The 20,465-nt window shown below is 74.3% G+C and carries 20 protein-coding genes; 14 read left to right on the forward strand and 6 right to left on the reverse strand.

What is annotated here, in order from left to right; all coding sequences use genetic code 11:
• Positions 1–20 precede the first annotated feature (20 nt).
• The 3 genes from LN037_RS22525 (at position 21) to LN037_RS22535 (ending at position 1,791) form a co-directional block, all read left to right on the forward strand.
• On the forward strand, positions 21–488 hold the full coding sequence (locus LN037_RS22525; protein WP_230757166.1) for a TadE family type IV pilus minor pilin: 468 nt from the start codon (positions 21–23) through the stop codon (positions 486–488).
• A gap of 5 nt (positions 489–493) precedes the next feature.
• A complete protein-coding gene (locus LN037_RS22530) occupies positions 494–868 on the forward strand; it encodes an Rv3654c family TadE-like protein (RefSeq protein WP_230757502.1) in 375 nt (124 codons plus the stop codon).
• A 275-nt stretch (positions 869–1,143) separates the two neighbouring features.
• Positions 1,144–1,791 (forward strand): bifunctional DNA primase/polymerase, encoded by a 648-nt coding sequence (locus tag LN037_RS22535; protein WP_230757168.1) that lies wholly within the window; start codon positions 1,144–1,146, stop codon positions 1,789–1,791.
• 360 nt (positions 1,792–2,151) lie between these two features.
• On the opposite strand, the gene sftH is transcribed toward LN037_RS22535, so the two are convergent.
• Positions 2,152–4,527 (reverse strand): DEAD/DEAH box helicase, encoded by a 2,376-nt coding sequence (gene sftH, locus LN037_RS22540; RefSeq protein WP_230757170.1) that lies wholly within the window; start codon positions 4,525–4,527, stop codon positions 2,152–2,154.
• Positions 4,528–4,745: 218 nt separating this feature from the next.
• Here sftH and LN037_RS22545 point away from each other — a divergent pair, with 218 nt between their 5' ends.
• From LN037_RS22545 to topA, 3 genes are all read left to right on the forward strand, one after another.
• Positions 4,746–7,049 (forward strand): sodium-translocating pyrophosphatase, encoded by a 2,304-nt coding sequence (locus LN037_RS22545; protein WP_230757179.1) that lies wholly within the window; start codon positions 4,746–4,748, stop codon positions 7,047–7,049.
• Positions 7,050–7,237: 188 nt separating this feature from the next.
• The gene (locus LN037_RS22550) at positions 7,238–8,104 is read left to right on the forward strand and encodes a hypothetical protein (protein ID WP_230757181.1); all 867 of its coding nucleotides are present in this window, start codon (positions 7,238–7,240) and stop codon (positions 8,102–8,104) included.
• Positions 8,105–8,270: 166 nt separating this feature from the next.
• The gene (topA, locus tag LN037_RS22555) at positions 8,271–11,207 is read left to right on the forward strand and encodes a type I DNA topoisomerase (protein WP_230757190.1); all 2,937 of its coding nucleotides are present in this window, start codon (positions 8,271–8,273) and stop codon (positions 11,205–11,207) included.
• Position 11,208: 1 nt separating this feature from the next.
• On the opposite strand, the gene LN037_RS22560 is transcribed toward topA, so the two are convergent.
• Positions 11,209–11,907 (reverse strand): DUF998 domain-containing protein, encoded by a 699-nt coding sequence (locus LN037_RS22560; RefSeq protein ID WP_230757196.1) that lies wholly within the window; start codon positions 11,905–11,907, stop codon positions 11,209–11,211.
• 72 nt (positions 11,908–11,979) lie between these two features.
• Here LN037_RS22560 and LN037_RS22565 point away from each other — a divergent pair, with 72 nt between their 5' ends.
• Complete coding sequence (locus LN037_RS22565) at positions 11,980–12,639, forward strand: TetR/AcrR family transcriptional regulator (RefSeq protein WP_230757200.1); 660 nt, start codon at positions 11,980–11,982, stop codon at positions 12,637–12,639.
• A gap of 54 nt (positions 12,640–12,693) precedes the next feature.
• Positions 12,694–13,491, forward strand: coding sequence for a thermonuclease family protein (locus LN037_RS22570; RefSeq protein ID WP_230757202.1), 798 nt, complete (start codon positions 12,694–12,696; stop codon positions 13,489–13,491).
• Between the two features lies 1 nt (position 13,492).
• Here the strand turns inward: LN037_RS22570 and LN037_RS22575 are convergent, their stop codons facing one another.
• Positions 13,493–13,675, reverse strand: coding sequence for a hypothetical protein (locus LN037_RS22575; protein WP_230757205.1), 183 nt, complete (start codon positions 13,673–13,675; stop codon positions 13,493–13,495).
• Between the two features lie 91 nt (positions 13,676–13,766).
• On the opposite strand from LN037_RS22575, the gene LN037_RS22580 reads away from it, so the two are divergent.
• On the forward strand, positions 13,767–14,243 hold the full coding sequence (locus LN037_RS22580) for a hypothetical protein (RefSeq protein ID WP_230757208.1): 477 nt from the start codon (positions 13,767–13,769) through the stop codon (positions 14,241–14,243).
• A gap of 37 nt (positions 14,244–14,280) precedes the next feature.
• A complete protein-coding gene (locus tag LN037_RS22585) occupies positions 14,281–15,489 on the forward strand; it encodes a DNA polymerase III subunit delta' (protein ID WP_230757211.1) in 1,209 nt (402 codons plus the stop codon).
• Between the two features lie 6 nt (positions 15,490–15,495).
• Here the strand turns inward: LN037_RS22585 and LN037_RS22590 are convergent, their stop codons facing one another.
• Positions 15,496–16,335: a hypothetical protein gene (locus tag LN037_RS22590; protein WP_230757213.1), complete on the reverse strand. Its 840-nt coding sequence runs from the start codon at positions 16,333–16,335 to the stop codon at positions 15,496–15,498.
• A gap of 79 nt (positions 16,336–16,414) precedes the next feature.
• On the opposite strand from LN037_RS22590, the gene LN037_RS22595 reads away from it, so the two are divergent.
• From LN037_RS22595 to LN037_RS22610, 4 genes are all read left to right on the forward strand, one after another.
• Positions 16,415–17,512: a serine hydrolase gene (locus tag LN037_RS22595; RefSeq protein ID WP_230757215.1), complete on the forward strand. Its 1,098-nt coding sequence runs from the start codon at positions 16,415–16,417 to the stop codon at positions 17,510–17,512.
• Positions 17,513–17,528: 16 nt separating this feature from the next.
• Positions 17,529–17,987 (forward strand): helix-turn-helix domain-containing protein, encoded by a 459-nt coding sequence (locus LN037_RS22600; protein ID WP_230757217.1) that lies wholly within the window; start codon positions 17,529–17,531, stop codon positions 17,985–17,987.
• 135 nt (positions 17,988–18,122) lie between these two features.
• Positions 18,123–18,473 carry a hypothetical protein gene (locus LN037_RS22605; protein WP_230757219.1) on the forward strand — a complete coding sequence of 117 codons (351 nt, stop codon included), beginning with the start codon at positions 18,123–18,125 and terminating at the stop codon, positions 18,471–18,473.
• The gene (locus tag LN037_RS22610; RefSeq protein WP_255694737.1) at positions 18,460–19,029 is read left to right on the forward strand and encodes a DUF3558 domain-containing protein; all 570 of its coding nucleotides are present in this window, start codon (positions 18,460–18,462) and stop codon (positions 19,027–19,029) included. The genes LN037_RS22605 and LN037_RS22610 overlap by 14 nt, the downstream gene beginning before the upstream one ends.
• Before the next feature lie 165 nt (positions 19,030–19,194).
• Here the strand turns inward: LN037_RS22610 and LN037_RS22615 are convergent, their stop codons facing one another.
• The gene (locus LN037_RS22615; protein ID WP_230757221.1) at positions 19,195–19,644 is read right to left on the reverse strand and encodes a YbaK/EbsC family protein; all 450 of its coding nucleotides are present in this window, start codon (positions 19,642–19,644) and stop codon (positions 19,195–19,197) included.
• Positions 19,645–19,675: 31 nt separating this feature from the next.
• Positions 19,676–20,464, reverse strand: a complete 789-nt coding sequence (locus LN037_RS22620) for a carbon-nitrogen hydrolase family protein (protein ID WP_230757224.1) — start codon at positions 20,462–20,464, stop codon at positions 19,676–19,678.
• Position 20,465 lies beyond the last annotated feature (1 nt).

The raw sequence follows: 20,465 nt of genomic DNA on the forward strand, positions 1-20,465 counted from the left end.
ACGACCGGGGCCTGGCCACCGTGGAGGCGGCGATCGTCCTGGGCGCCCTCGTCCTGGTGTTCGCGGTCGTGCTCGCGGGCCTGGGCGCCGTGGTGGCCCGCATCCGCTGCGTCGACGCCGCGGGCGAGGCCGCCCGGCGTGCGGCCCGCGACGACGTCGCCGGCGCCCGCGCCCTGGCCACCGAACTGCCGGCGGGCACCGAGCTGACGGTCACCGTGGAGGGGGACACGGTGGTGGTCCGGGTTGCGATGCCACCGCTGGGCGGTGCGCTGCGCGCGCTCCGGGTCACCGCGGAGGCGGTCGCCGCCCGGGAACCGGCCGTCGCCGCCACGACGGGTGTCGTCCCGGACGGTGCCCCCACGGACCGCGCCCCTGACCCGACCGACGCCGACCCGACCGACGCCGACCCGGCCGACGCCGACCCGCCAGGTGCCGACCCGACGGGGACGGACCCGGCGCCGCCGGTCGCCGAGGAGCTCCCGCCGTGAGCGCCATGACCGCTGTGACCGGCGGGTGGGACGACGACCGGGGCGCCGCCACCGTGGTGGCCGCCGCGATGATCGGCGTGCTGACGCTGCTCCTCGCCACGGTGCTCGTGCTCGGCGCCGCGGTGGCCACGCGGCACCGGGCGGCGGTCGCGGCGGACCTCGCCGCGCTCGCCGGGGCGGCGGAGGGCGTGCGGGGACAGCAGGCGGGGTGCGAGCGCGCCCGGGTGCTCGCCGCGCGGAACGGCGGGGAGCTCCGCGCGTGCACCTGGCAGGGTTGGGAGCTGGAGGTCGACGTGGTCTCGACCTGCGGATGTCTCCCCGTCGCCGACTCCACCACGGTGCGCGCGCGGGCAGGTCCTGTGGTGAAGGTCATGCGGTGAATCGCCGGAGGCTCGGTCACCGATCGTCACCGGACCGTGTCCTCCGCGGACGAGCGGCCCGGCGCCCCCGCCGAGCGGCGACACGGATGGTGCAGTCGGGACGAGTGGTGCGGCGACCGCCCACCGAATGCACGTTCGCCCGCTCGACGGTGCCGAGGAGGGCGCTCGGCGTTCCCGCGGGCCCGATGGGCGACGACGGGTGGAAATCGGGCGAGAACCTGCCGTTACTGGAGCAGGAACACCGCACGGGGTGGACCAGTACCGGGAGGACCCGCATGCAGTGGTGGGACAGCTACCGCGCCGTCTACGGCACCGAGCTCCGCGCCGAGGCGATGGTGCTCGCCGACCACGGCTGGGCGGTCGTCCCCGGGACCTTCCCGCAGGGCGAGGTCTGGACGGGCCGGACGGACGCCCCGCAGGTCGGTCCGGTACCGGTGCTCGACGACTGGGCCGCGAAGGCCACGACCGACACCACCCAGATCGCCGAGTGGTGGTCCGGGCTGCCCTACTCGATCCTGCTGCCGACCGGGCTGACCTTCGACGTCATCGAGGTGCCGGCGAGCATCGGTCGCCGCGCGGCGGCGGCGCTGCGTGCGGTCGGTGCGCCGGTCCCGATCGCGGCCACGCCGACCGGTGAGTGGCTCTTCCCGGTGCTCCCGGGCGAGCCGCTGCGCCCCGACCTCGCGGGTCGCCCGGGCATGACCCTGCACGGCCGCGGCAGCTACCTCGCCGCGCCGCCCTCGACGTTCCCCCAGGGGTCGATCCACTGGCGGGTCCGTCCGGCGGTGTCGGGCTGGCGGCTGCCCGACCCCTACAGCGTCCAGGACGCGATGGCCGAGGCCGTCCGCGAGCGCCCGCACCGCGGGCTCGGCGGCAGCTCGACCTACCGCCTGGCGACGGTCGCCACGGGCATCCGCTCGTAGCGACCCGCACCACCACCACAACTGAAGACTCGGGTCGGCCAGGACCGCCGACGACGTCCCGCGGAGCGCGCCTGCCCCGCTGCTGCCCGCGAGGGGGACGTCCCGGTCCGGCAGACCCGCGGCGGTGGGCACCGGGACGAGCGGCGCCCGCCCGACGGCCACGGGAGACGTGCCGTCGTCCGCGTGGAGCGCGCCCCTGGTGCCCACCGCCGCCCGAGGCAGCGCCGCAGGGCGGGTCGAGTCGACTCCCCGCCCTGCGGCGTGGCAGACCTCCCCGCGGGCCGGGAGCCCCGAACCCCGGCCCGCGGTGGAACCCAGGTCCACCGTGACGGGCGCGCGAGTGCCGTCGGCTCGGCCGGATCAGCCCAGCCGGGCCAGCACCGCCGTGAGCACCGCGATCGCGCCGGCCTTGTCCAGCGGGTCGTTCCCGTTGCCGCACTTCGGTGACTGCACGCACGACGGGCAGCCCGAGCGGCACTCGCAGTCGGCGATCGCGTCGCGCGTCGCCGCGAGCCACACCCGCAGCGCCTCGTGGCCGCGGTCGGCGAACCCCGCGCCGCCCGGGTGCCCGTCGTGGACGAACACGGTGGGCCGCCCGGTGTCCGGGTGCAGTGCGGTGGAGACGCCGCCGATGTCCCAGCGGTCGCACGTGGCGACCAGCGGCATCAACCCGATCGCCGCGTGCTCCGCGGCGTGCAGCGACCCCGGCACGCGCGCCGGGTCGATGCCGATCCCGGCGAGCAGCGACTCGGAGAGCGTGTACCAGACCGCCCGGGTCGCGAGCGTGCGCTCCGGGAGGTCCAGCGGGACCTGCTCGACGACCTGCCCGGACGGCATCCGCCGCAGGTAGCCCACGACCTGCTCGGTCACCTCCACCGTGCCGAGGCAGACCTGCAGCTCCGGCCCGTCCTCGCAGGTGGCCCCGTACGACTCGCACTGCTCGGTGTGCACCACGGCGATGTCGGTGACCGACCGCGACTGGGTGGTCCACTCCGGCTCCTCGGCGTGGACGTGCGCGATGTTCTCCTCGAGGTCGAGGGAGTCGACGACGTAGCTGACGCCCTGGTGCAGGTGCACCGCGCCCGCGTGCACCGTGGAGTGCGCGGCGCCCGGGTCGACGGTGCCCAGCATCCGGCCGGTGTCGGTCTCCACGATGACGACCTGCTCGCCCCCGGAGCCGCGGATGTCGACGCCGTGGTGCGGGGTCTCGGTCGGCAGCGCCCAGAACCAGCCGCCGCGGCGGTGCCGCAGCAGCCCCTCGGTGACGAGGTCCTCCAGCACCGCGTCGCTGCCCGCGAACACCTCGGTGACGTCCGCGGCGGTCAGCGGCATCTCCGCGGCGGCGCAGGCGAGGTGCGGGGCCAGCACGTAGGGGTTGGTGGGGTCGAGCACGCAGCGCTCCAGCGGGGCGCCCAGCAGCGCGGCGGGGTGGTGCACGAGGAACGTGTCCAGCGGGTCGTCCCGGGCCACGAGCAGGACGAGCGCGTCGTCGCCCGAGCGCCCGGCCCGGCCCGCCTGCTGCCAGAACGAGGCCCGGGTGCCCGGGAACCCGGCGACCACCACGGCGTCGAGCCCGGCGATGTCGATGCCCAGCTCCAACGCGTTCGTGGTCGCGACACCGCGCAGCTCCCCGGACAACAGGGACTCCTCGAGCGCGCGGCGCTCCTCGGGCAGGAATCCCGCCCGGTAGGCGGCGACCCGTCCGGCGAGATCGGGGTCGACCTCGGCGAGCACCCGGCGGGCCGAGAGCGCGGTGAGCTCCGCCCCGCGCCGGGAGCGCACGAAGGCGAGTGACCGAGCACCCTCGACGACGAGGTCGGCCAGGATGCGGCTCGTCTCGGCGCCCGCCGAGCGCCGCACCGGCGCGCCGTTCTCGCCGGTGATCTCCTCCAGCAGCGGCGGCTCCCACAGCCCGACCGCCCGCGCCCCGCGCGGCGACGCGTCGTCGGTGACCCCCACGACGTCGAGCCCGGTCAGCGCCGAGGCCGACGCCGCCGGGTCGGACATGGTGGCCGAGGCCAGCACGAACGTCGGGTGCGCGCCGTAGCGGGCGCACACGCGGCGGAGCCGCCGCAGCAGGAGCGCGACGTGCGAACCGAACACCCCGCGGTAGGCGTGGGCCTCGTCGATCACGACGAAGCGCAGGCGCCGCAAGAAGGTGGTCCAGCGCCCGTGCCGGGGCAGGACGCCCCGGTGCAGCATGTCCGGGTTGGTGAAGATCCAGCGGGCGGTGCGGCGGATGGCGTCGCGCTCGGCGTACGGGGTGTCGCCGTCGTAGGACGAGGCCCGCAGACCCTCGGGCCCGCCCGGGTCGAGCGCGCGGGCGGCCCGCAGCTGGTCGGCGCCCAGCGCCTTGGTGGGGGACAGGTAGAGCGCCGTCGCCCGGGGATCCGCCGCGAGCCCCGCGACGACCGGCAGCTGGTAGGCCAGCGACTTGCCGGACGCCGTCCCGGTGGACACCACGACGTGGCGGCCCGCCCACGCGTGCTCGGCGGCCTCCGCCTGGTGCCCCCACGGCCCCGGGACCCCGCGCGCGGCGAGCCGGGCCCGGAGCTCGTCGGGGACCCAGCCCGGCCAGGCCACGCGCCGGCCCTCGCGCGCGGGCACCACCTCGGCGTGGGTGAGCGGCGCCTCGCCCTGCGGCGTCCCGGCCAGGACGCGGCGCAGCAGGGCGGTCCCGCGCCCGTCGTCGTCGGGGATGCCCTCCGCCCGTTCCAGGGCCCCGACGCTGCTCACGCACCCGAGAAAAGCACACGGGCCCGACAGCACCGCGCGTCGGGAAAGAAACGCATCTCACAGCTTGATCGGGAACCGGGCCCGACGACTGTCGGACACCCCTCCTACACTGCGACTCCTGCCACGTCGTTCGCAGTGTGCGAGGTGGCGATCACTCAGCGCCGAGGACGCCGCCAGCCGGCCTCCCGTCGCCGGATCCATTCCAACCGGGAGGCTGGATGCAAGCGTCCTACCTCGCTCAGGGAGTCGAGTTCTCCACGAGCGAATACACCGTGGTGAGCGTGGTGGGGGTGATCGCCCTCATCGCTCTCGCCATCGGCTTCGTCCTGCGCAAGCAGGTGCTCGCCGCCGACGAGGGCACGCAGAACATGCGCGACATCGGTCGCGCGGTGCAGGAGGGGGCGCAGGCGTTCCTGCGGCGCCAGTTCCGCACCCTGGCGCCGTTCATCGTCATCGTGTTCCTGGTGCTGCTCGCGCTGCCGGCCACCGGCTGGGTCGAGCGCATCGCGCGCTCGATCGCCTTCGTCGTCGGTGCGCTGTTCTCCATGGCCATCGGCGGCCTGGGCATGAACCTCGCGACGAAGGCGAACATCCGCGTCGCGGCCGCGTCCACCAAGCCCGGTGGCCGGGACGAGGGCGCCCGCATCGCCTTCCGCACCGGTGGTGTGGTCGGCATGGCGACGGTGGGCCTCGGCCTGCTCGGCGCCGCGGTCGTCGTGCTGATCTTCGTCGAGGAGGCCCCGCGCATCCTCGAGGGCTTCGGTCTCGGTGCCGCGCTGCTCGCCATGTTCATGCGTGTCGGCGGCGGCATCTTCACCAAGGCCGCGGACGTCGGCGCCGACCTCGTCGGCAAGGTGGAGCAGGGCATCCCCGAGGACGACCCCCGCAACGCCGCGACGATCGCCGACAACGTGGGCGACAACGTCGGTGACTGCGCCGGCATGGCCGCCGACCTGTTCGAGTCCTACGCGGTGACCCTGGTCGCGGCGCTGATCCTCGGCTCGGTCGCGTTCGGCACCCTCGGCCTGACCTACCCGCTGATCGTCCCGGCGATCGGCGTCCTCACCGCCATCGTCGGTGTCTTCATCACGCGGACCCGCGAGGGCGAGAACGCCCTCAAGGCGATCAACCGCAGCTTCTACATCTCCGCGGGCATCTCGCTGGTGCTCACGGTGATCGCGGCGTTCGTCTACCTGCCCTCGAGCTTCGACCAGCTGCCCGGGGTCAACCAGGTCTCGGTCGGCGACCTCGCCGCGGCCGGCAACCCCGCGGTCATCGCCGCGATCGCCGTCGCCATCGGCATCGTGCTGGCGATCGTCATCCTCGCGCTGACCGGCTACTACACCGGCACCGAGGACCAGCCGGTCAAGGACGTCGGCACCTCGTCGCTCACCGGCGCGGCCACCGTCATCCTCGCCGGCATCTCGGTCGGCTTCGAGTCGGCGGTCTACACGGCGATCGTCATCGGTGCGGCCGTCTACGGCGCCTTCCTGCTGTCCGGCTCGGTCATCGTGGCGCTGTTCGCCGTGGCCCTCGCGGGCACCGGTCTGCTGACCACGGTCGGCGTCATCGTCGCCATGGACACCTTCGGCCCGGTCTCGGACAACGCGCAGGGCATCGCGGAGATGTCCGGCGACGTCGAGGGCGCCGGCGCCGACATCCTCACCGAGCTCGACGCGGTGGGGAACACGACGAAGGCCATCACCAAGGGCATCGCGATCGCGACCGCCGTCCTCGCCGCCACGGCGCTGTTCGGCTCGTACAACGACGCGATCCGCCAGGCCTACGAGCAGGTCGGCCAGCAGGTGACCGACATCTACAACGTCACCGCCCCGAACCTGCTCGTCGGCGTCGTGCTCGGCGCGGCGGTCGTGTTCATGTTCTCCGGTCTCGCCGTGAACGCCGTGTCCCGCGCCGCGGGTGCGGTGGTCTACGAGGTGCGGCGCCAGTTCCGCACCAAGCCCGGGATCATGACGTTCGACGAGCGGCCCGAGTACGGCCGCGTGGTCGACCTGTGCACCCGCGACGCGCTGCGCGAGCTCGCGACGCCGGGTCTGCTCGCCATCCTCGCCCCGATCGCCGTCGGCTTCGGCCTCGGCGTCGGTCCGCTCGCCGGCTACCTCGGCGGCGCGATCGCGGCGGGCACCCTGATGGCGGTCTTCCTCGCGAACTCGGGCGGCGCCTGGGACAACGCGAAGAAGCTCGTGGAGGACGGCAACCACGGTGGCAAGGGGTCGGACGCCCACGAGGCGACGATCATCGGTGACACCGTCGGCGACCCGTTCAAGGACACCGCGGGCCCGTCGATCAACCCGCTGATCAAGGTCATGAACCTGGTGTCGGTGCTCATCGCGCCGGCCGTGGTCGTGCTCTCGGTCGGGCCGGACGCCAACCCGGTCGTCCGCGTGATCATCGCCGTGGTGGCCGTCATCGGCATCGCGGTGGCGGTGTTCATCTCGAAGCGCCGCTCGACGGCGATCGCGGACTCCAACACCGACGCGCCCTCGCCGGCCTCGGTCTAGTCCCACCCGCACGAAGGGCGTCGTCCGGACCGGACGGCGCCCTTCGTGCTGTCCGGGCCCCGGAGACGCCAGCGGTGGCACACGGCTGCCACCTGACGTCAGGACGGCGCCACGGTCACCCGAGAGGCCGCGCGACATCCGGCGCGTGGTCGACCACGGTTCGAACGCATGTTCTAGAGTGCGCGCGCGTGGGGCAGATGTCGTTCTACTCGGCGGACGCCCTGCCGCGCGCGGTCACCGACCTCGAGGGCGTGCTCTGCGCGGGCGGGGGCATGTCCCTGTTCGGTCGCGGCACGGCCGCGCGCCTCACGATCGTCCTCGGGACACCCCCACCGGCCCCGGAGGAGGAGTCGGAGGACCCCGAGGGCACCGACGACGGGCTCCGGCCCGCGGAACCCGTCGAGCCGGCGGCCCCGAGCCCGCCGAGCACACCGAGCCCGCCGAGCACACCGAGCCCGCCGAGCACGCCGACCCCGGAGCCCCGCGCGTGGGAGGAGGGCGTCGACGAGATCTACGACGACGACCTCCCCGTCCGCGACGACGGCGCGCCCACCACGCCGGGACCGCCTCCCGAGGCGCCCGAGCCGGCCCGACCCGACGTCGGGACGGACCCGATGACGGAATGGCGGGCGCACGCCCTGTGCTGTGCCTTCCGCGGCCGTGGGGTGCCGGCCGAGGTGGACCGCCTGCCGGACGGGCGTCCGGTGGTGCGCAGCGCCTTCCGGGCGGATCTCCTGCCCCTGGCGGAGCACTGGCACACCGATCCCAAGCACGCGCCGGTCCCCCTCCAGCTGGACGGGCCCCGGCTGCGCCTGTGGGTCCTGGCCGCCGGGCGCTGGGCGGGGCGTGCCTACACTCTCGGTCTCGACCCGCTCGCACCGACGACGCACGAGCCCGTGCTCACGGCGTGTCAGCGGGCGGGCCTCGGCGCCACTCTGGCCGGGGACTCCGACGACCCCGTCGTCCGGATCGTCGGGCGGGCGCGGCAGCGTCGGCTCGCCGAACTGGTCGGGGGCCGGCCACGGCACCTCCACGACGGGGTGTGGCCGGACTGACGGATCCGATTCAGGCTCGTGACCAGCGGGAATCGGGCGGTGGACCGGGAACGACCGCACGGCGGACGACGTTCTCGATGGCACGGAGGTCGCCGTGAGGCACACTGGCGACGAGTGGGGGACCCGAGAGCGGGCCGCCACGAGGCGACGAGACGAGGCATGACTGGTGGCAGCGCGAGAGGCGGCGGCTGGGAAGTCGGCATCGACATCGGCACGGAGCGCAACCGCGACGGCCGACGAGACGTCCGCTCCGACCCAGCGCGCCCGCGCGTCGAGCACGCGCAGGAGCACGGCCAAGGGCGGCGGGCGCAAGAACGGCACCGGCACGGCGACGCCCGCGGGTGACGGCAACCGCCGGCTCGTGATCGTCGAGTCGCCGGCGAAGGCCCGCAAGATCGCGGACTACCTCGGCTCGAGCTACATCGTCGAGTCCAGCCGCGGCCACATCCGCGACCTGCCGCGCGGCGCCGCCGACGTGCCCGCCAAGTACAAGGGCGAGAGCTGGGCGCGGCTCGGGGTCGACGTCGACAACTCCTTCGAGCCGCTCTACATCGTCACGCCGGACAAGAAGTCCACGGTCACCGAGCTCAAGGACGCCCTCAAGGAGGTCGACGAGCTCTACCTCGCGACGGACGGCGACCGCGAGGGCGAGGCCATCGCCTGGCACCTGCTCGAGACGCTCAAGCCCAAGGTGCCGGTCCGCCGGATGGTCTTCCACGAGATCACCGAGTCCGCGATCCGGGCCGCCGCCGCGAACCCCCGCGAGCTCGACCACGACCTCGTGGACGCGCAGGAGACCCGCCGCATCCTCGACCGGCTCTACGGCTACGAGGTCAGCCCCGTGCTGTGGAAGAAGGTCATGCCGAAGCTCTCGGCGGGCCGCGTCCAGTCGGTGGCGACCCGCGTGATCGTCGAGCGGGAGCGCGAGCGCATGGCGTTCGTGTCCGCGGGCTACTGGGGCATCGACGCGCAGCTCAACACCGGCGCCGGGGACAAGGCCAACCCGCAGACGTTCAAGGCCGCCCTGACGAAGGTCGGCGACCAGCGGGTGGCCACCGGACGCGACTTCGACGCCCGCGGGCAGCTGAAGTCGGACACCGTCACCCGGCTCGACGAGGCCTCCGCGCGGCGCCTGGCCGAGGCGCTCGGCTCGAGCGACTACTCCGTCGCCGAGGTCGAGGAGAAGCCCTACACGCGCAAGCCCTACGCGCCGTTCATGACCTCCACGCTCCAGCAGGAGGGCGGCCGCAAGCTGCGGTTCTCGTCCGAGCGGACGATGCGCACCGCGCAGCGGCTGTACGAGAACGGCTACATCACCTACATGCGTACGGACTCCACGACGCTCTCGGAGACCGCCATCAACGCCGCGCGCAGCCAGGCGCGCGACCTCTACGGCTCCGAGAACGTCGCGGAGCAGCCGCGCCAGTACACGCGCAAGGTGAAGAACGCCCAGGAGGCCCACGAGGCCATCCGGCCCGCGGGGGACACCTTCCGGACGCCGGGTCAGGTCGCCGGCGAGCTCGGCGGCGACGAGTTCCGGCTCTACGAGCTGATCTGGCAGCGCACCATCGCGAGCCAGATGCGCGACGCGCGCGGCACGACGATGACGGTGCGCATCGAGGCCACCGCCGCCACCGGCGAGGCCTGCACCTTCACGACGTCGGGTCGCACCATCACCTTCCCCGGCTTCCTGCGGGCCTACGTCGAGACGGTCGACGAGCTCGAGGGCGGCCAGGCCGACGACGCCGAGTCGCGGCTGCCCCGCCTCGAGCAGGGGCAGGGCCTCACCGCCGACGAGCTCGACCCGTCCGGGCACTCGACGAGCCCGCCCGCGCGCTACACCGAGGCGAGCCTGGTCAAGACCCTGGAGGAGCGCGGCATCGGCCGCCCGTCGACCTACGCGTCGATCATCAACACCATCCAGGAGCGCGGCTACGTCTGGAAGAAGGGCAGCGCGCTCGTCCCCAGCTGGATCGCGTTCGCGGTCGTCGGGCTGATGGAGAAGCACTTCGGCCGCCTCGTCGACTACGACTTCACCGCGACCCTCGAGGACGAGCTGGACGCCATCGCGTCGGGCAACGCCCGGCGCCAGACGTGGCTCTCGCACTTCTACTTCGGCGGCGACGGCGAGTCGACGAACGGGGCGGGCGGGGACGGCGTCGAGGCGTCCATGACCCAGCTCGGCGGCCTGAAGAAGCTCGTCGGCGACAACCTCGAGGGCATCGACGCCCGCGAGGTGAACTCGCTGCCGATCGTCACCGACGACCAGGGCCGCGACATCGTCGTGCGCGTGGGCCGCTACGGGCCCTACCTCGAGCGGATGATCACCGAGGACGGCGAGGAGAAGAGCCAGCGGGCCAACCTGCCCGAGGACCTCCCGCCCGACGAGCTCGACCTCGCCCTGGCCGAGCAGCTCTTCGCCACGCCGCAGGAGGGCCGCTCGCTCGGCACCGACCCGGAGTCGGGCCACGAGGTCCTCGCGAAGGAGGGGCGCTTCGGGCCGTACGTCACCGAGGTGCTGCCCGAGGGCGCGAAGGAGAAGCCGCGCACCGGCTCGCTGTTCAAGTCGATGACGCTCTCCGAGATCACCCTCGACGACGCGCTCAAGCTCCTGAGCCTGCCGCGCGTCGTCGGGAAGGACCCGGAGACCGGGGTCGAGATCACCGCGCAGAACGGCCGGTACGGGCCCTACATCAAGAAGGACAAGGACTCGCGGTCGCTCGACAGCGAGGAGAAGCTCTTCACGGTCACGCTCGAGGAGGCGCAGAAGATCTTCGCGCAGCCCAAGCAGCGGGGCCGGGCCGCGGCGAAGCCGCCGCTGAAGGAGCTGGGCAAGGACCCGGTGTCGGGCGAGACGATGGTGGTCAAGGACGGTCGCTTCGGCCCGTACGTCACCGACGGCACCGGCTACAACGCCTCGCTGCGCAAGGGCGACAGCGTCGAGACGCTCACCGACGAGCGGGCCGCCGAGCTCCTCGCCGAGAAGCGTGCGAAGGGGCCGGCGCCGAAGAAGGCGACCGCCTCGAAGGCGCCGGCCAAGAAGGCACCCGCGAAGAAGGCCCCGGCGAAGAAGACGACGACGCGGAAGTCGCCGACGACCTGAGTCACCCGGCGGGCGTCAGCAACGGCGTCCGCCGGTACGTCTCCAGGCAGGTCACGGTGAGCCACGTCCACGCCAGGATCACCGCCACCCAGAAGCCGAGGACCACGGCGGGCGCGGAGCTCCCGCTCGCGATCGCCGCGAAGGCGACGAGGAAGACGACCCCGGTGACGCGGCCGAACCAGGGGCGGGCCGTCGGCACGGCGAGGCAACCGACGACCAGGCACAGGAAGCCGAGCCCGGCGAACACGAGGTGCCCGAGCCCGCTCACGGTCACGGCGGTCGCGGTCCCGTCCGGACTCCCGGGCGGGAAGCCGTTCATCGGGTCGGCCACGAACACCCCGGCCCCGACCAGCCCGGTTCCGTAGCCGGCGACGAGCCACCCGGACCAGGGGCGTGGAGCCCGCAGCGTCCGCAGGGCGCGGGTGATGCCGACCCCGGCCGCGACCGTCATGAGCCCGCAGACGACGAACGTGGTGGTCTGGACCCACCCGCCGGGCCCGTTCGCGAGCAGCGAGACGTCGTGGCGGGTGAGGTCGAAGCCGTCGCGCACGAGGCCCTGCACCAGCGCGGAGACGACGTAGAGCGGCCCGGCGACGAGCCCGTAGCCCAGCAGGGAGCGCGTGACGGCAGCGTGGAGGTCCGCGTCGCCGCGGCCCACGAGCGGGCTGCCGGAGGGGCCGGTCGGGCGGGACGTCGTCATCGTGGAGCCCTTCTGGACCGAGCAGTACTGCAGCTGGACCGGACGGTACCGAGCGCAGTACCGTCCGGTCCAGTGGACGAGTTGATCGTGCGGGTCGACCCGGCCGCGCCGTCCGGGCGCCGTCGGGACGAGCCGGCGCGCGCCGCGATCGTGCGGGCCGCCACCGAGCAGTTCCTCGCGGAGGGCTTCCAGGCGACCAGCACCGACCGGATCGCGGCGGCCGCCGCGGTGTCGAAGCAGACGGTCTACAACCAGTTCGGCGACAAGCGCAGCCTGTTCGCCGCCGTGGTCCTCGGGGTGACCGCCACGGCCGAGGCGTTCGGCGCGGAGCTCACCGCCGCGCTCGCCGCCGTCCGGCGCCCGGAGGAGGTCGAGCCGGCGCTGCGGATGCTCCTGCGACGCTGGGCCGCGGTGGCGCTGAGTCCCCGCGTGCTGGCCATGCGCCGCCTCGTGATCGCCGAGGCCGGGCGCTTCCCGGAGCTCGCCGCCGAGTACCACCGCCGGGCGCCCGAGGCGACGCTGCGCACGGTGGCGGCGGGCCTGGCCGACCTGGTCGAGCGGGGGCTCGCGCGCGTCGAGGACCCCGACCGCGTCGCCGCCGACCTCGCGTTCGTGCTCTTCGGCGCCGAGCTCGACCGTGCCCTGTTCCACCCCGGGACCCCGCCACCCGACGCCGAGCGGCTCGACGCGCTCGTCGACCACGCGTTCCGGGTCGTCCGCCCGCTCGGGTGACGCCGGGTAACGAGGAGGTCAAGATCCCCGATAGGCCGGTCGTCCGAGCGCACGGTGCGCCCGGCGGACCAGTTCGGGGGAACCGTGCGCATCGCCGCGCTCGTCGTCGGGGCCGTGACGGCCGTCCTGCTGCTCGCCGGGTGCGGGCCGGCGTCGTCGACCCGCTCCTTCCCGACGACGGGTGCGGCGGCTCCGGTCGCTGCCTCGCCCGTGGCGGACAGCGACGTGGCCGCCGACGGGGCGACGGACGGCATGGTCACCCGGGTGATCGACGGGGACACCTTCGTCGTCGACGGCGGCACCGAGGTCCGGGTCCTCGGGATCGACTCGTGCGAGGCGCCGACCGCCGGGGGCAGGCGGGCGACGCGGGCGGCCGAGGACGCGATCCTCGGCCAGACGGTCCGACTCACCGCCGAGCCCGGGGTCGACCGCGACCGCTACGGCCGCGAGCTGCGCTACGTGTCCTACGCCGGCGGCGACCTCGCCGAGATGATGGTCCGCGCGGACCACACGGCGATCTACGCGAAGGGCCGCAACGACGCCTCGTCCGCGGTGCAGGCCCGGCTGCGCTCCCTCGACGGCAACGGCCGTACCTGCGGGGCCGCGGCCACCAGCACGAAGCAGGCCGCACCCGTCGTCGGGAACCCCTCGCCGAAGCCGCAGCCGAAGGCCTCCCCGAAGCCGGCCCCGCGTCCCGTGGCGGCCGCGCCGAAGCCGGCCGCGGCCTCGTACGCGAACTGCGACGCGGCGCGCGCCGCCGGGGCGGCGCCGCTGCACCGCGGCGAGCCGGGCTACTCGGGCAAGCTCGACCGCGACGGCGACGGGATCGCCTGCGAACCGAAGAAGCGGTAGGTCAGTCCTTCGTGTACGAGTAGCCGCCCGGCAGGTCGACGGTCTTCCGGCCGGTGCGGCTGTTCCACGTGAACGGACCGAGCTTCACCGAGTACGACACCGTCTTGCCCGCGTCGGAGCGCGAGACGTTCCGCCAGATCGGCAGCGGGCCGAGACGGCGCTTCTTACGGTAGTTCAGTCCCATACCGTTCTCCTGCCCGCTGTCCGGCGCTCCCACGCGCGTCCGACCGGGCGGGACGGTGGCCGGATTCACTCGGACGTGTGAGGGTCGTGGGATGGACGAGCGCAGGGCCGAGGGGTTCACCGACCCCCTCGCCGGGCCGGACGGGACCCGGCCGACGCGTCGGGAGGACGACCCGACGACCGCCACCGCCCCGTCCTCGGACCTCCGGCTCCCGGGCGCGGTCGACGACGACGGCGTCGCGCGGTGGATGGACGAGGACCGGGGGCGGGCGCTGCAGCCGCTGGGCCGGGACGTGCCGCCGCCCCGCCCGATCCCGCCGCCCCGCCGGGAGCGGGTGCTGCCGCCCGAGTACGCCGAGCCCGCGTCGACCGCGGCGGACCACGGTGAGGAGTCCGCCTGGCAGCGCGAGCGGCGGGAGGAGGCCGAGTTCCGGGCGCAGTTCGGGGAGTGGCGCGCCGGCGCGGCCCCACGGTCGCCGGGTCCGCTCGGCGGCGTGCGGCTGGGGGCGCCGCTGATCGTGCTGATCGCGGTGCTCATCGCGGTGTTCGCGCTGGCCCTGCACCTGTGAGCGGAGGCTGTCGGGGGTCTGGGGCATCATCGGTCCCGTGAGCGTGTGGTCGCAGGTCGTGGGGCAGCCGGAGGCGGTCGACGAGCTGCGCGCGGCCGCCGAGCACGCGGCCCACGTCCGGTTCACCTCCGACGGGGCCGAACCCGAGGGCGCGCCGCGGCACGCCGGCGGGATGACGCACGCGTGGCTGTTCACCGGGCCGCCGGGGTCGGGGCGGTCGGTGGCCGCGCGGGCCTTCGCCGCGGCCCTGCAGTGCCCGCGGGGCGGCTGCGACGCGTGCCAGGTCTGTCGCACGGTCCTGGCCGGTACGCACGCGGACGTCCACGAGGTGGCCACCGAGAAGCTCTCGCTCGGGGTCAAGGAGATGCGCGCGGTCATCGAGCGGGCGGCGCGGATGCCGACCACCGCGCGCTGGCAGGTGGTGCTGATCGAGGACGCCGACCGCATGTCGGAGAACGCCTCGAACGCCGTGCTCAAGGCGGTGGAGGAGCCCAACGAGCGCACCGTGTTCCTGCTCTGCGCGCCCAGCGAGCACCCGGACGACGTCAGCGTCACCATCCGGTCCCGCTGCCGGCCGGTGCGGCTGCGCACCCCGCAGGCGTCGGCCATCGCCGACGTGCTCCGCGAGCGCGACGGGATCGACGCGGACACCGCCTCGTGGGCCGCGAGCGTCTGCGGCGGGCACATCGGACGCGCACGGCGCCTCGCGCGTGACGAGGACGCCCGGGGGCGGCGGGAGGCGGTCCTGGGGCTGCCGCGCGCGGTGCGGGACGCGGCCGCCGCGTTCGCCGCGTCGGACGACATGCTGGCCGCCGCCGAGGCCGAGATGGTCGCCCTCACCGGGGCGCGCGACGAGGCGGAGCGCGAGGAGCTCGCCGTCTCGATGGGCGCGGGCGGCACGGGGAAGGGCGTCGCGCAGGCGCAGCGGGCGGCGAAGGCCGCGGAGAAGGAGCTGGAGAAGGCGCAGAAGCTGCGGCAGACTCGGGCACGGCGCGACTCGCTCGACCGGGCGCTCGTCGACCTGGCGGGCTACTACCGCGACGTGCTCGTCCGCGGGTTCGGCGCGCAGGTGGCGGCCACGCACCCCGACCGGGCGATCGAGGTGGAGGGCGCCGCGCGCGACGGCTCGCGCGAGTCCACGCTCCGACGCCTCGAGGCGGTCCTGGCCTGCCGCGAGGCGCTGGAGACGAACGTGAAGCCGCAGATCGCCGTGGAGGCGATGGTGACGGCGCTGCGGGCCGGTTGACCCCGGTCAGTCCTCGACGAAGACCAGGTCGGTGATCGGGACGGTCAGCGAGACCCGGTCGCCGTCCTGGCTGACGAGCGCCGAGAGCGTGGTCCGCCGCCCGGCCGCCTCCACCGGGTCGTCGTCGCTGCCCTGGTCGCGCAGCCAGCCGAGGAAGGTGCCGGAGGTGTCCGCGCGCAGGTAGTCGGTGGCGCGTCGGAAGAGCTTGGGCAGGATCAGCTGACCGTCCGGCCCGACGTCGGCCTGCTTCGTCAGCGTGAACCCGCCCGACCGGTCGGCCGCCCACACGCTGCCCGGTCCGGTCGCGTCCGCCGCGAGCTCGAGGAACCGGCGGCGCACGGGCTCCGGCGTGGAGGAGTACAGGGTCAGGTAGGCGCGGCCGTTGCTGGTCTGCGTCGCGTTCACCGAGACGTCGACGACCGTCGCCGGGTCGACCTCGTCGCCGTCGGCGTGCGCGGTCGCCGCGTGCCCGGTGACGAGCAGGGCGACCGGGCGGCCGTTCACCTCGACCAGCGCGGCGCAGACGGCGGCGGGCACCGAGTCGGGCGTCGACGCCGTGACGGTCCCGTCGTCGTCGAAGCGCACGTCGGAGAAGCCGACGGCCTCGAGGAGCGTCGCGCGGGCCTCGTCGGCGAGGGGCTGCGCCTGGTCCTGGTAGTGCGTCTCCGGGGCGTCGATCGCGTCGAGGCGCAGCTGGATGCTGCCGTCCCGCTCGCTCGGCCGGACGCGTCGGCCGTTCTCCAGCCGGCGCACCGTCGCGAGCTCGTCGGGGACGAAGCGCACCGAGTCGCCGTCGGGGGAGTAGCCGACCACCACGAGCCGGCCGCGGATCCACGTGAACGCCATGTCGATGTCCTGCCCCGGGGCGGGCCCGACCACGCCGTCGGAGAGGCGAACACCCGGCGACGACTGCTAGGTTGTCGTCATGTCGAGATTCCGGATTCTCGTAATCACGGTCCTGGGGCTGGTGCTCGTCGGGTGCGGGTCGGCCCCGGCGGCCCCGTCCGAGCCGCCGCGCCCGGCCGACTGCCCGGCGCCGACGTCGTCGGACCTGACCACCGCGGACGGCTGGCTGGGCCGGATCGCGGGGCAGCCCGACACGGTCGGTCTCGTGCTCGACGACGGGCGCGGCCGGGTCGTGTCCCACGAGGCGGACCGGCCGTTCCCGCTGGCTTCGGCGGTGAAGGTGGTGCACCTGACGGCCTACGCCGCCGCGGTGGCCGACGGGCGGATCCGGCCCGACGAGCAGGTCGCGCGCGCGGACTGGGAGCGCTGGTACGTGCCGGGCACCGACGGCGACGCGCACCCGACCGCGCTGCAGCGGCTCGGACCGGGGCCGGACTACGCCGTCGACCAACTCGTCACCGCGATGATCCGGGAGAGCGACAACGCGGCGGCCGACTGGCTGCGGGCCCGGCTCGGCGACGACGCCCTGCGGGCGGCCGCGGCCTCCACCGGCTGGGTCGACGTCGACCTGCCCTCGTTCGCCGGCGGCGCGGCCCGGCTCGCGATGCCCGACCTGGCGCCGGCGGGTGCCGACCGCGCCCGGCTCGCGGTCCTCGACGCCGAGCTGGGCCGGCGGGTCGCCGACGAACCCGCCTTCCACGACGAGGTCGTCCGACGCATCGCCGCCGCCGTCCGTCAGGACCCGGCGCAGTTCGTCGCGGACAACGAGGCGTGGACCGCCACCAGCGCCCTCGGGACGCCCGCCCAGCTGCTCGGCGTCCACCGGGCCATCGCGACCGGGTCGGTTCCCGGCGCCGACGTGGCCGCGCGGCACCTGACCTGGCAGGGGCCCTCGTCGTCCGGGACGATCGGCTTCAAGGGCGGCAGCTTCGTCGACGTCCTCACCTTCGGCGGGTTCCTGCGGCGGACCGACGGCTCGGTCGGCTACGCGGTGATCCTCGGCCGCGACCTGCCGGTCGTGCCGCTGACCGGCCAGCAGGCGCGCGGCCAGCAGGAACTCGTGCTCGACGCCCTCCGGTCGCCGGGAGGTCTCGACCGGCTGGCCTGTGTCGCGTGAGTGGGACGATCACCGCGTGACCGACGACGACCGCCTCGCCGCCCTCGAGGCCCGGGTCGCGGCGTTGGAGTCGGCCGCCCCGGCGCCGACGACCGAGGCCGTCGACGACTCGGGGCTCGTGTCCTACGAGGGCGCGGTCCGCCTGCACGGCGAGGTGTCGTGGCGGATCGGCTACTCCCCGGCCGGCGTGGTCGACCTGCCCTCCGCACCCACCGCCGAGGTCCTCGCCGCGCTGGGCCACCCGGTCCGGCTCGCCCTGGTCCGCCGCCTCCTGCTCGGCCCGGCCTCCGCCGCCGAGCTCCAGGACGCGGCAGAGCTCTCGTCGACCGGCCAGGTCTACCACCACCTGCGCGCGCTCACCGCCGCCCGCGTCGTCGAGCAGGACGGCCGCGCCTTCCGCGTCCCCGCCACGGGCGTGGTCCCGGTCCTGACGATGCTGCTGGCCGCGGGGGACGTCGCCGGGCTGTTGCGCTGAGTTCGTCCGTTCCGTTCCCGACGACGGGTCCGGCTGGCTAGCGTGGGTCGGGTGAGCGTCCCGGTGCCGCCCGGCCCGTACGCGGCCCCGACGCCGCGGGCCTCCGACCCGACCGTCCTGTCCACCGGACAGGTCGTGCCCCGCCAGGCGATGCCGGTCGCCGAGGTCGGCGACTCGTTCTCGGTCGACCTCGCCGCGGCCCCGCAGGTGCTGCGGGAGTTGCGCGCGGCGCGCGATCAGCTGATGCAGATCCGCCGTGAGGCGCTGGCACTCGGCAAGGTCGACCCCGGGACGAACGACGACGTCAGTCGGGACGCGGCGACCGTGCTCGGCTCCATCGCGGTGGGTGGTCCCGGCTCATTGTTGGTCGCCGTCGAAGGCGGCATGCAGCGGATCGACGAGCTCGTCTCAGCGATCGAGTCCGAGTTGCGGGATTACGCCTCGAGCGATGCCGGCCAGGTCGCACGGTTCGATGCCCGTTCCTGAGCCGACGCGCATAGCTGTCCTGGTGATATTCCTGTTGTGTTCGGCGTGCACCTCGCCGGAAACGATGTCCCCACGTGAATCGACTGCGCCGACCTCTCCCCGATTTGGCGCACCTACGGTGTCGGTGCCGAGGGACGTCAGTGAGGTCGCCGCCGCACCCTGCTCGACGCTGCTGACCAGCTCCGAGCTGGAGACACTGGATTTCGGACGACCGGGCCGGCAGCGGATTGTTCTCGACAGCCGGGAGTGTTCGTGGACGAACGAGCAGGACGAGCAACTCGCGATAACTGTGATCGCCGACCGCGACCTGTTGGCTGACACCTACCGCACGCGCCTACTACCGATCTTCCAGCCGACGACGATCGAGGGCATGCCGGCCGTGCGTCAGCGGATACGGGTCGACGACAACACGTGCACGGTGACGACCGGGCTCGGGCCGCGGCAGGCCCTCGAGACGGAGTGGTCGGGTCTGACGAATCGGCAGACCGAGGACCCGTGCGCGAAGGCCGAAGAAGCCATCGCGCTCGTCGTCAGGAAGCTTCCGCCGCAGGGTTGAGAGACGGGCGCGCGGGGTCGATGGCAGGAGTTCAGTGGCACGGCGTGCGCTCAGGTGGCTCGAGTTCACCGGGGAGTGACGAGGCTGTCCGACTCGTGCTGCAGAACCGATGCCGCCGGCACCGGTTCTCGGGCAGAGCTTCGGCGAGCCGACCTGCGAACGCCCCTACTCCGCCGCGTCCACCACCGTGCCGCCCGTGGCGTCCACCAGCTCCGACGGCGTCGCGTCGAAGACCGTGCGCGGCGACCCGGCGGCGGCCCAGACGCGGTCCCAGGCGAGGACGCCGCGCTCGACGTAGGTCGTCACCGGCGACACGAGACCGACCGGCGCGACCCCGCCGATCGCGAACCCCGTCCGTTCCCGCACGAACGAGCCCGTCGCCTGCTCCACGGGCTCGCCCACCACGGCCGCCAGCTTGCCCACGTCCACCCGCGTCGAGCCCGACGCCAGGACCAGCACCGCAGCGTCCGTCGACGGCACCCGGAACACGAGCGACTTCACGATCTGCCCGACCTCGCAGCCGAGCGCCGCGCCCGCCTCGGCGGCCGTCCGGGTCGAGTCCGGCAGCTCCCTGGTACGTCCGCCCATGCCCTGCGCCGCCAGCGCGGAGGCCACCCGCTCGACGCTGCGTCCCCTGGCCACCGGACTACATCCGCCGGTTCGCGAGCACGGGCAGCACCTCGCGCACGCGGGCCACCGACGCGGTGTCGACGTCGACCACGAGCAGACCCGGGTCGTCCCCGAGCGACTCGACGACCGTGCCCGTCGGGGACGCCACGAGCGAGTGGCCGACCCCGCGCGGCGCCTTCCCGGGGTCGAGGCCGCGGGCGAGGGGGTCGGCCTGGTCGCAGGCGACCACGAACGTCGTCGAGTCGACGGCGCGGGCGCGCACCAGCAGCTCCCACTGCTCGATCTTGCCCTCGCCCGCGCCCCACGAGGCCGGGAGCAGCACCGTCGAGGCGCCGCGGTCGGCGAGGGCCCGGAAGAGCTCCGGGAAGCGGACGTCGTAGCAGACGGCGAGTCCGAGCGTCTCGCCGTCGACCTCCACCACGACCGGCTCCTCCCCGGGCGCGACCGTCCTCGACTCGGCGAAACCGAACGCGTCGTAGAGGTGGATCTTGTCGTAGGAGGTGTCGACCCCGCGGCCGACCGCGAGGAGCGTGTTCGTGACGCGGCCGTCGTCGGTCGGGGTGAACATGCCCGCCACGACCAGGACGCCGTGCTGGTCGGCGATCGCACGCACCTCGGTCGCCCACGGTCCGTCGAGCGGCTCGGCGACGGGCTTCAGCGACACCCCGAAGCGGCACATCGTCGCCTCCGGGAACACCACGACGGTCGCGCCCTGCTGCGCCGCGAGCGCCGTGTGGTCACGGACCAGCTCCAGGTTCGCCTTCGGATCGTCGGTGGCCAGGATCTGGGCGAGGGCGACGCGCATG

The sequence above is a fragment of the Actinomycetospora soli genome (assembly GCF_021026295.1).
GTDB lineage: Bacteria > Actinomycetota > Actinomycetes > Mycobacteriales > Pseudonocardiaceae > Actinomycetospora > Actinomycetospora soli.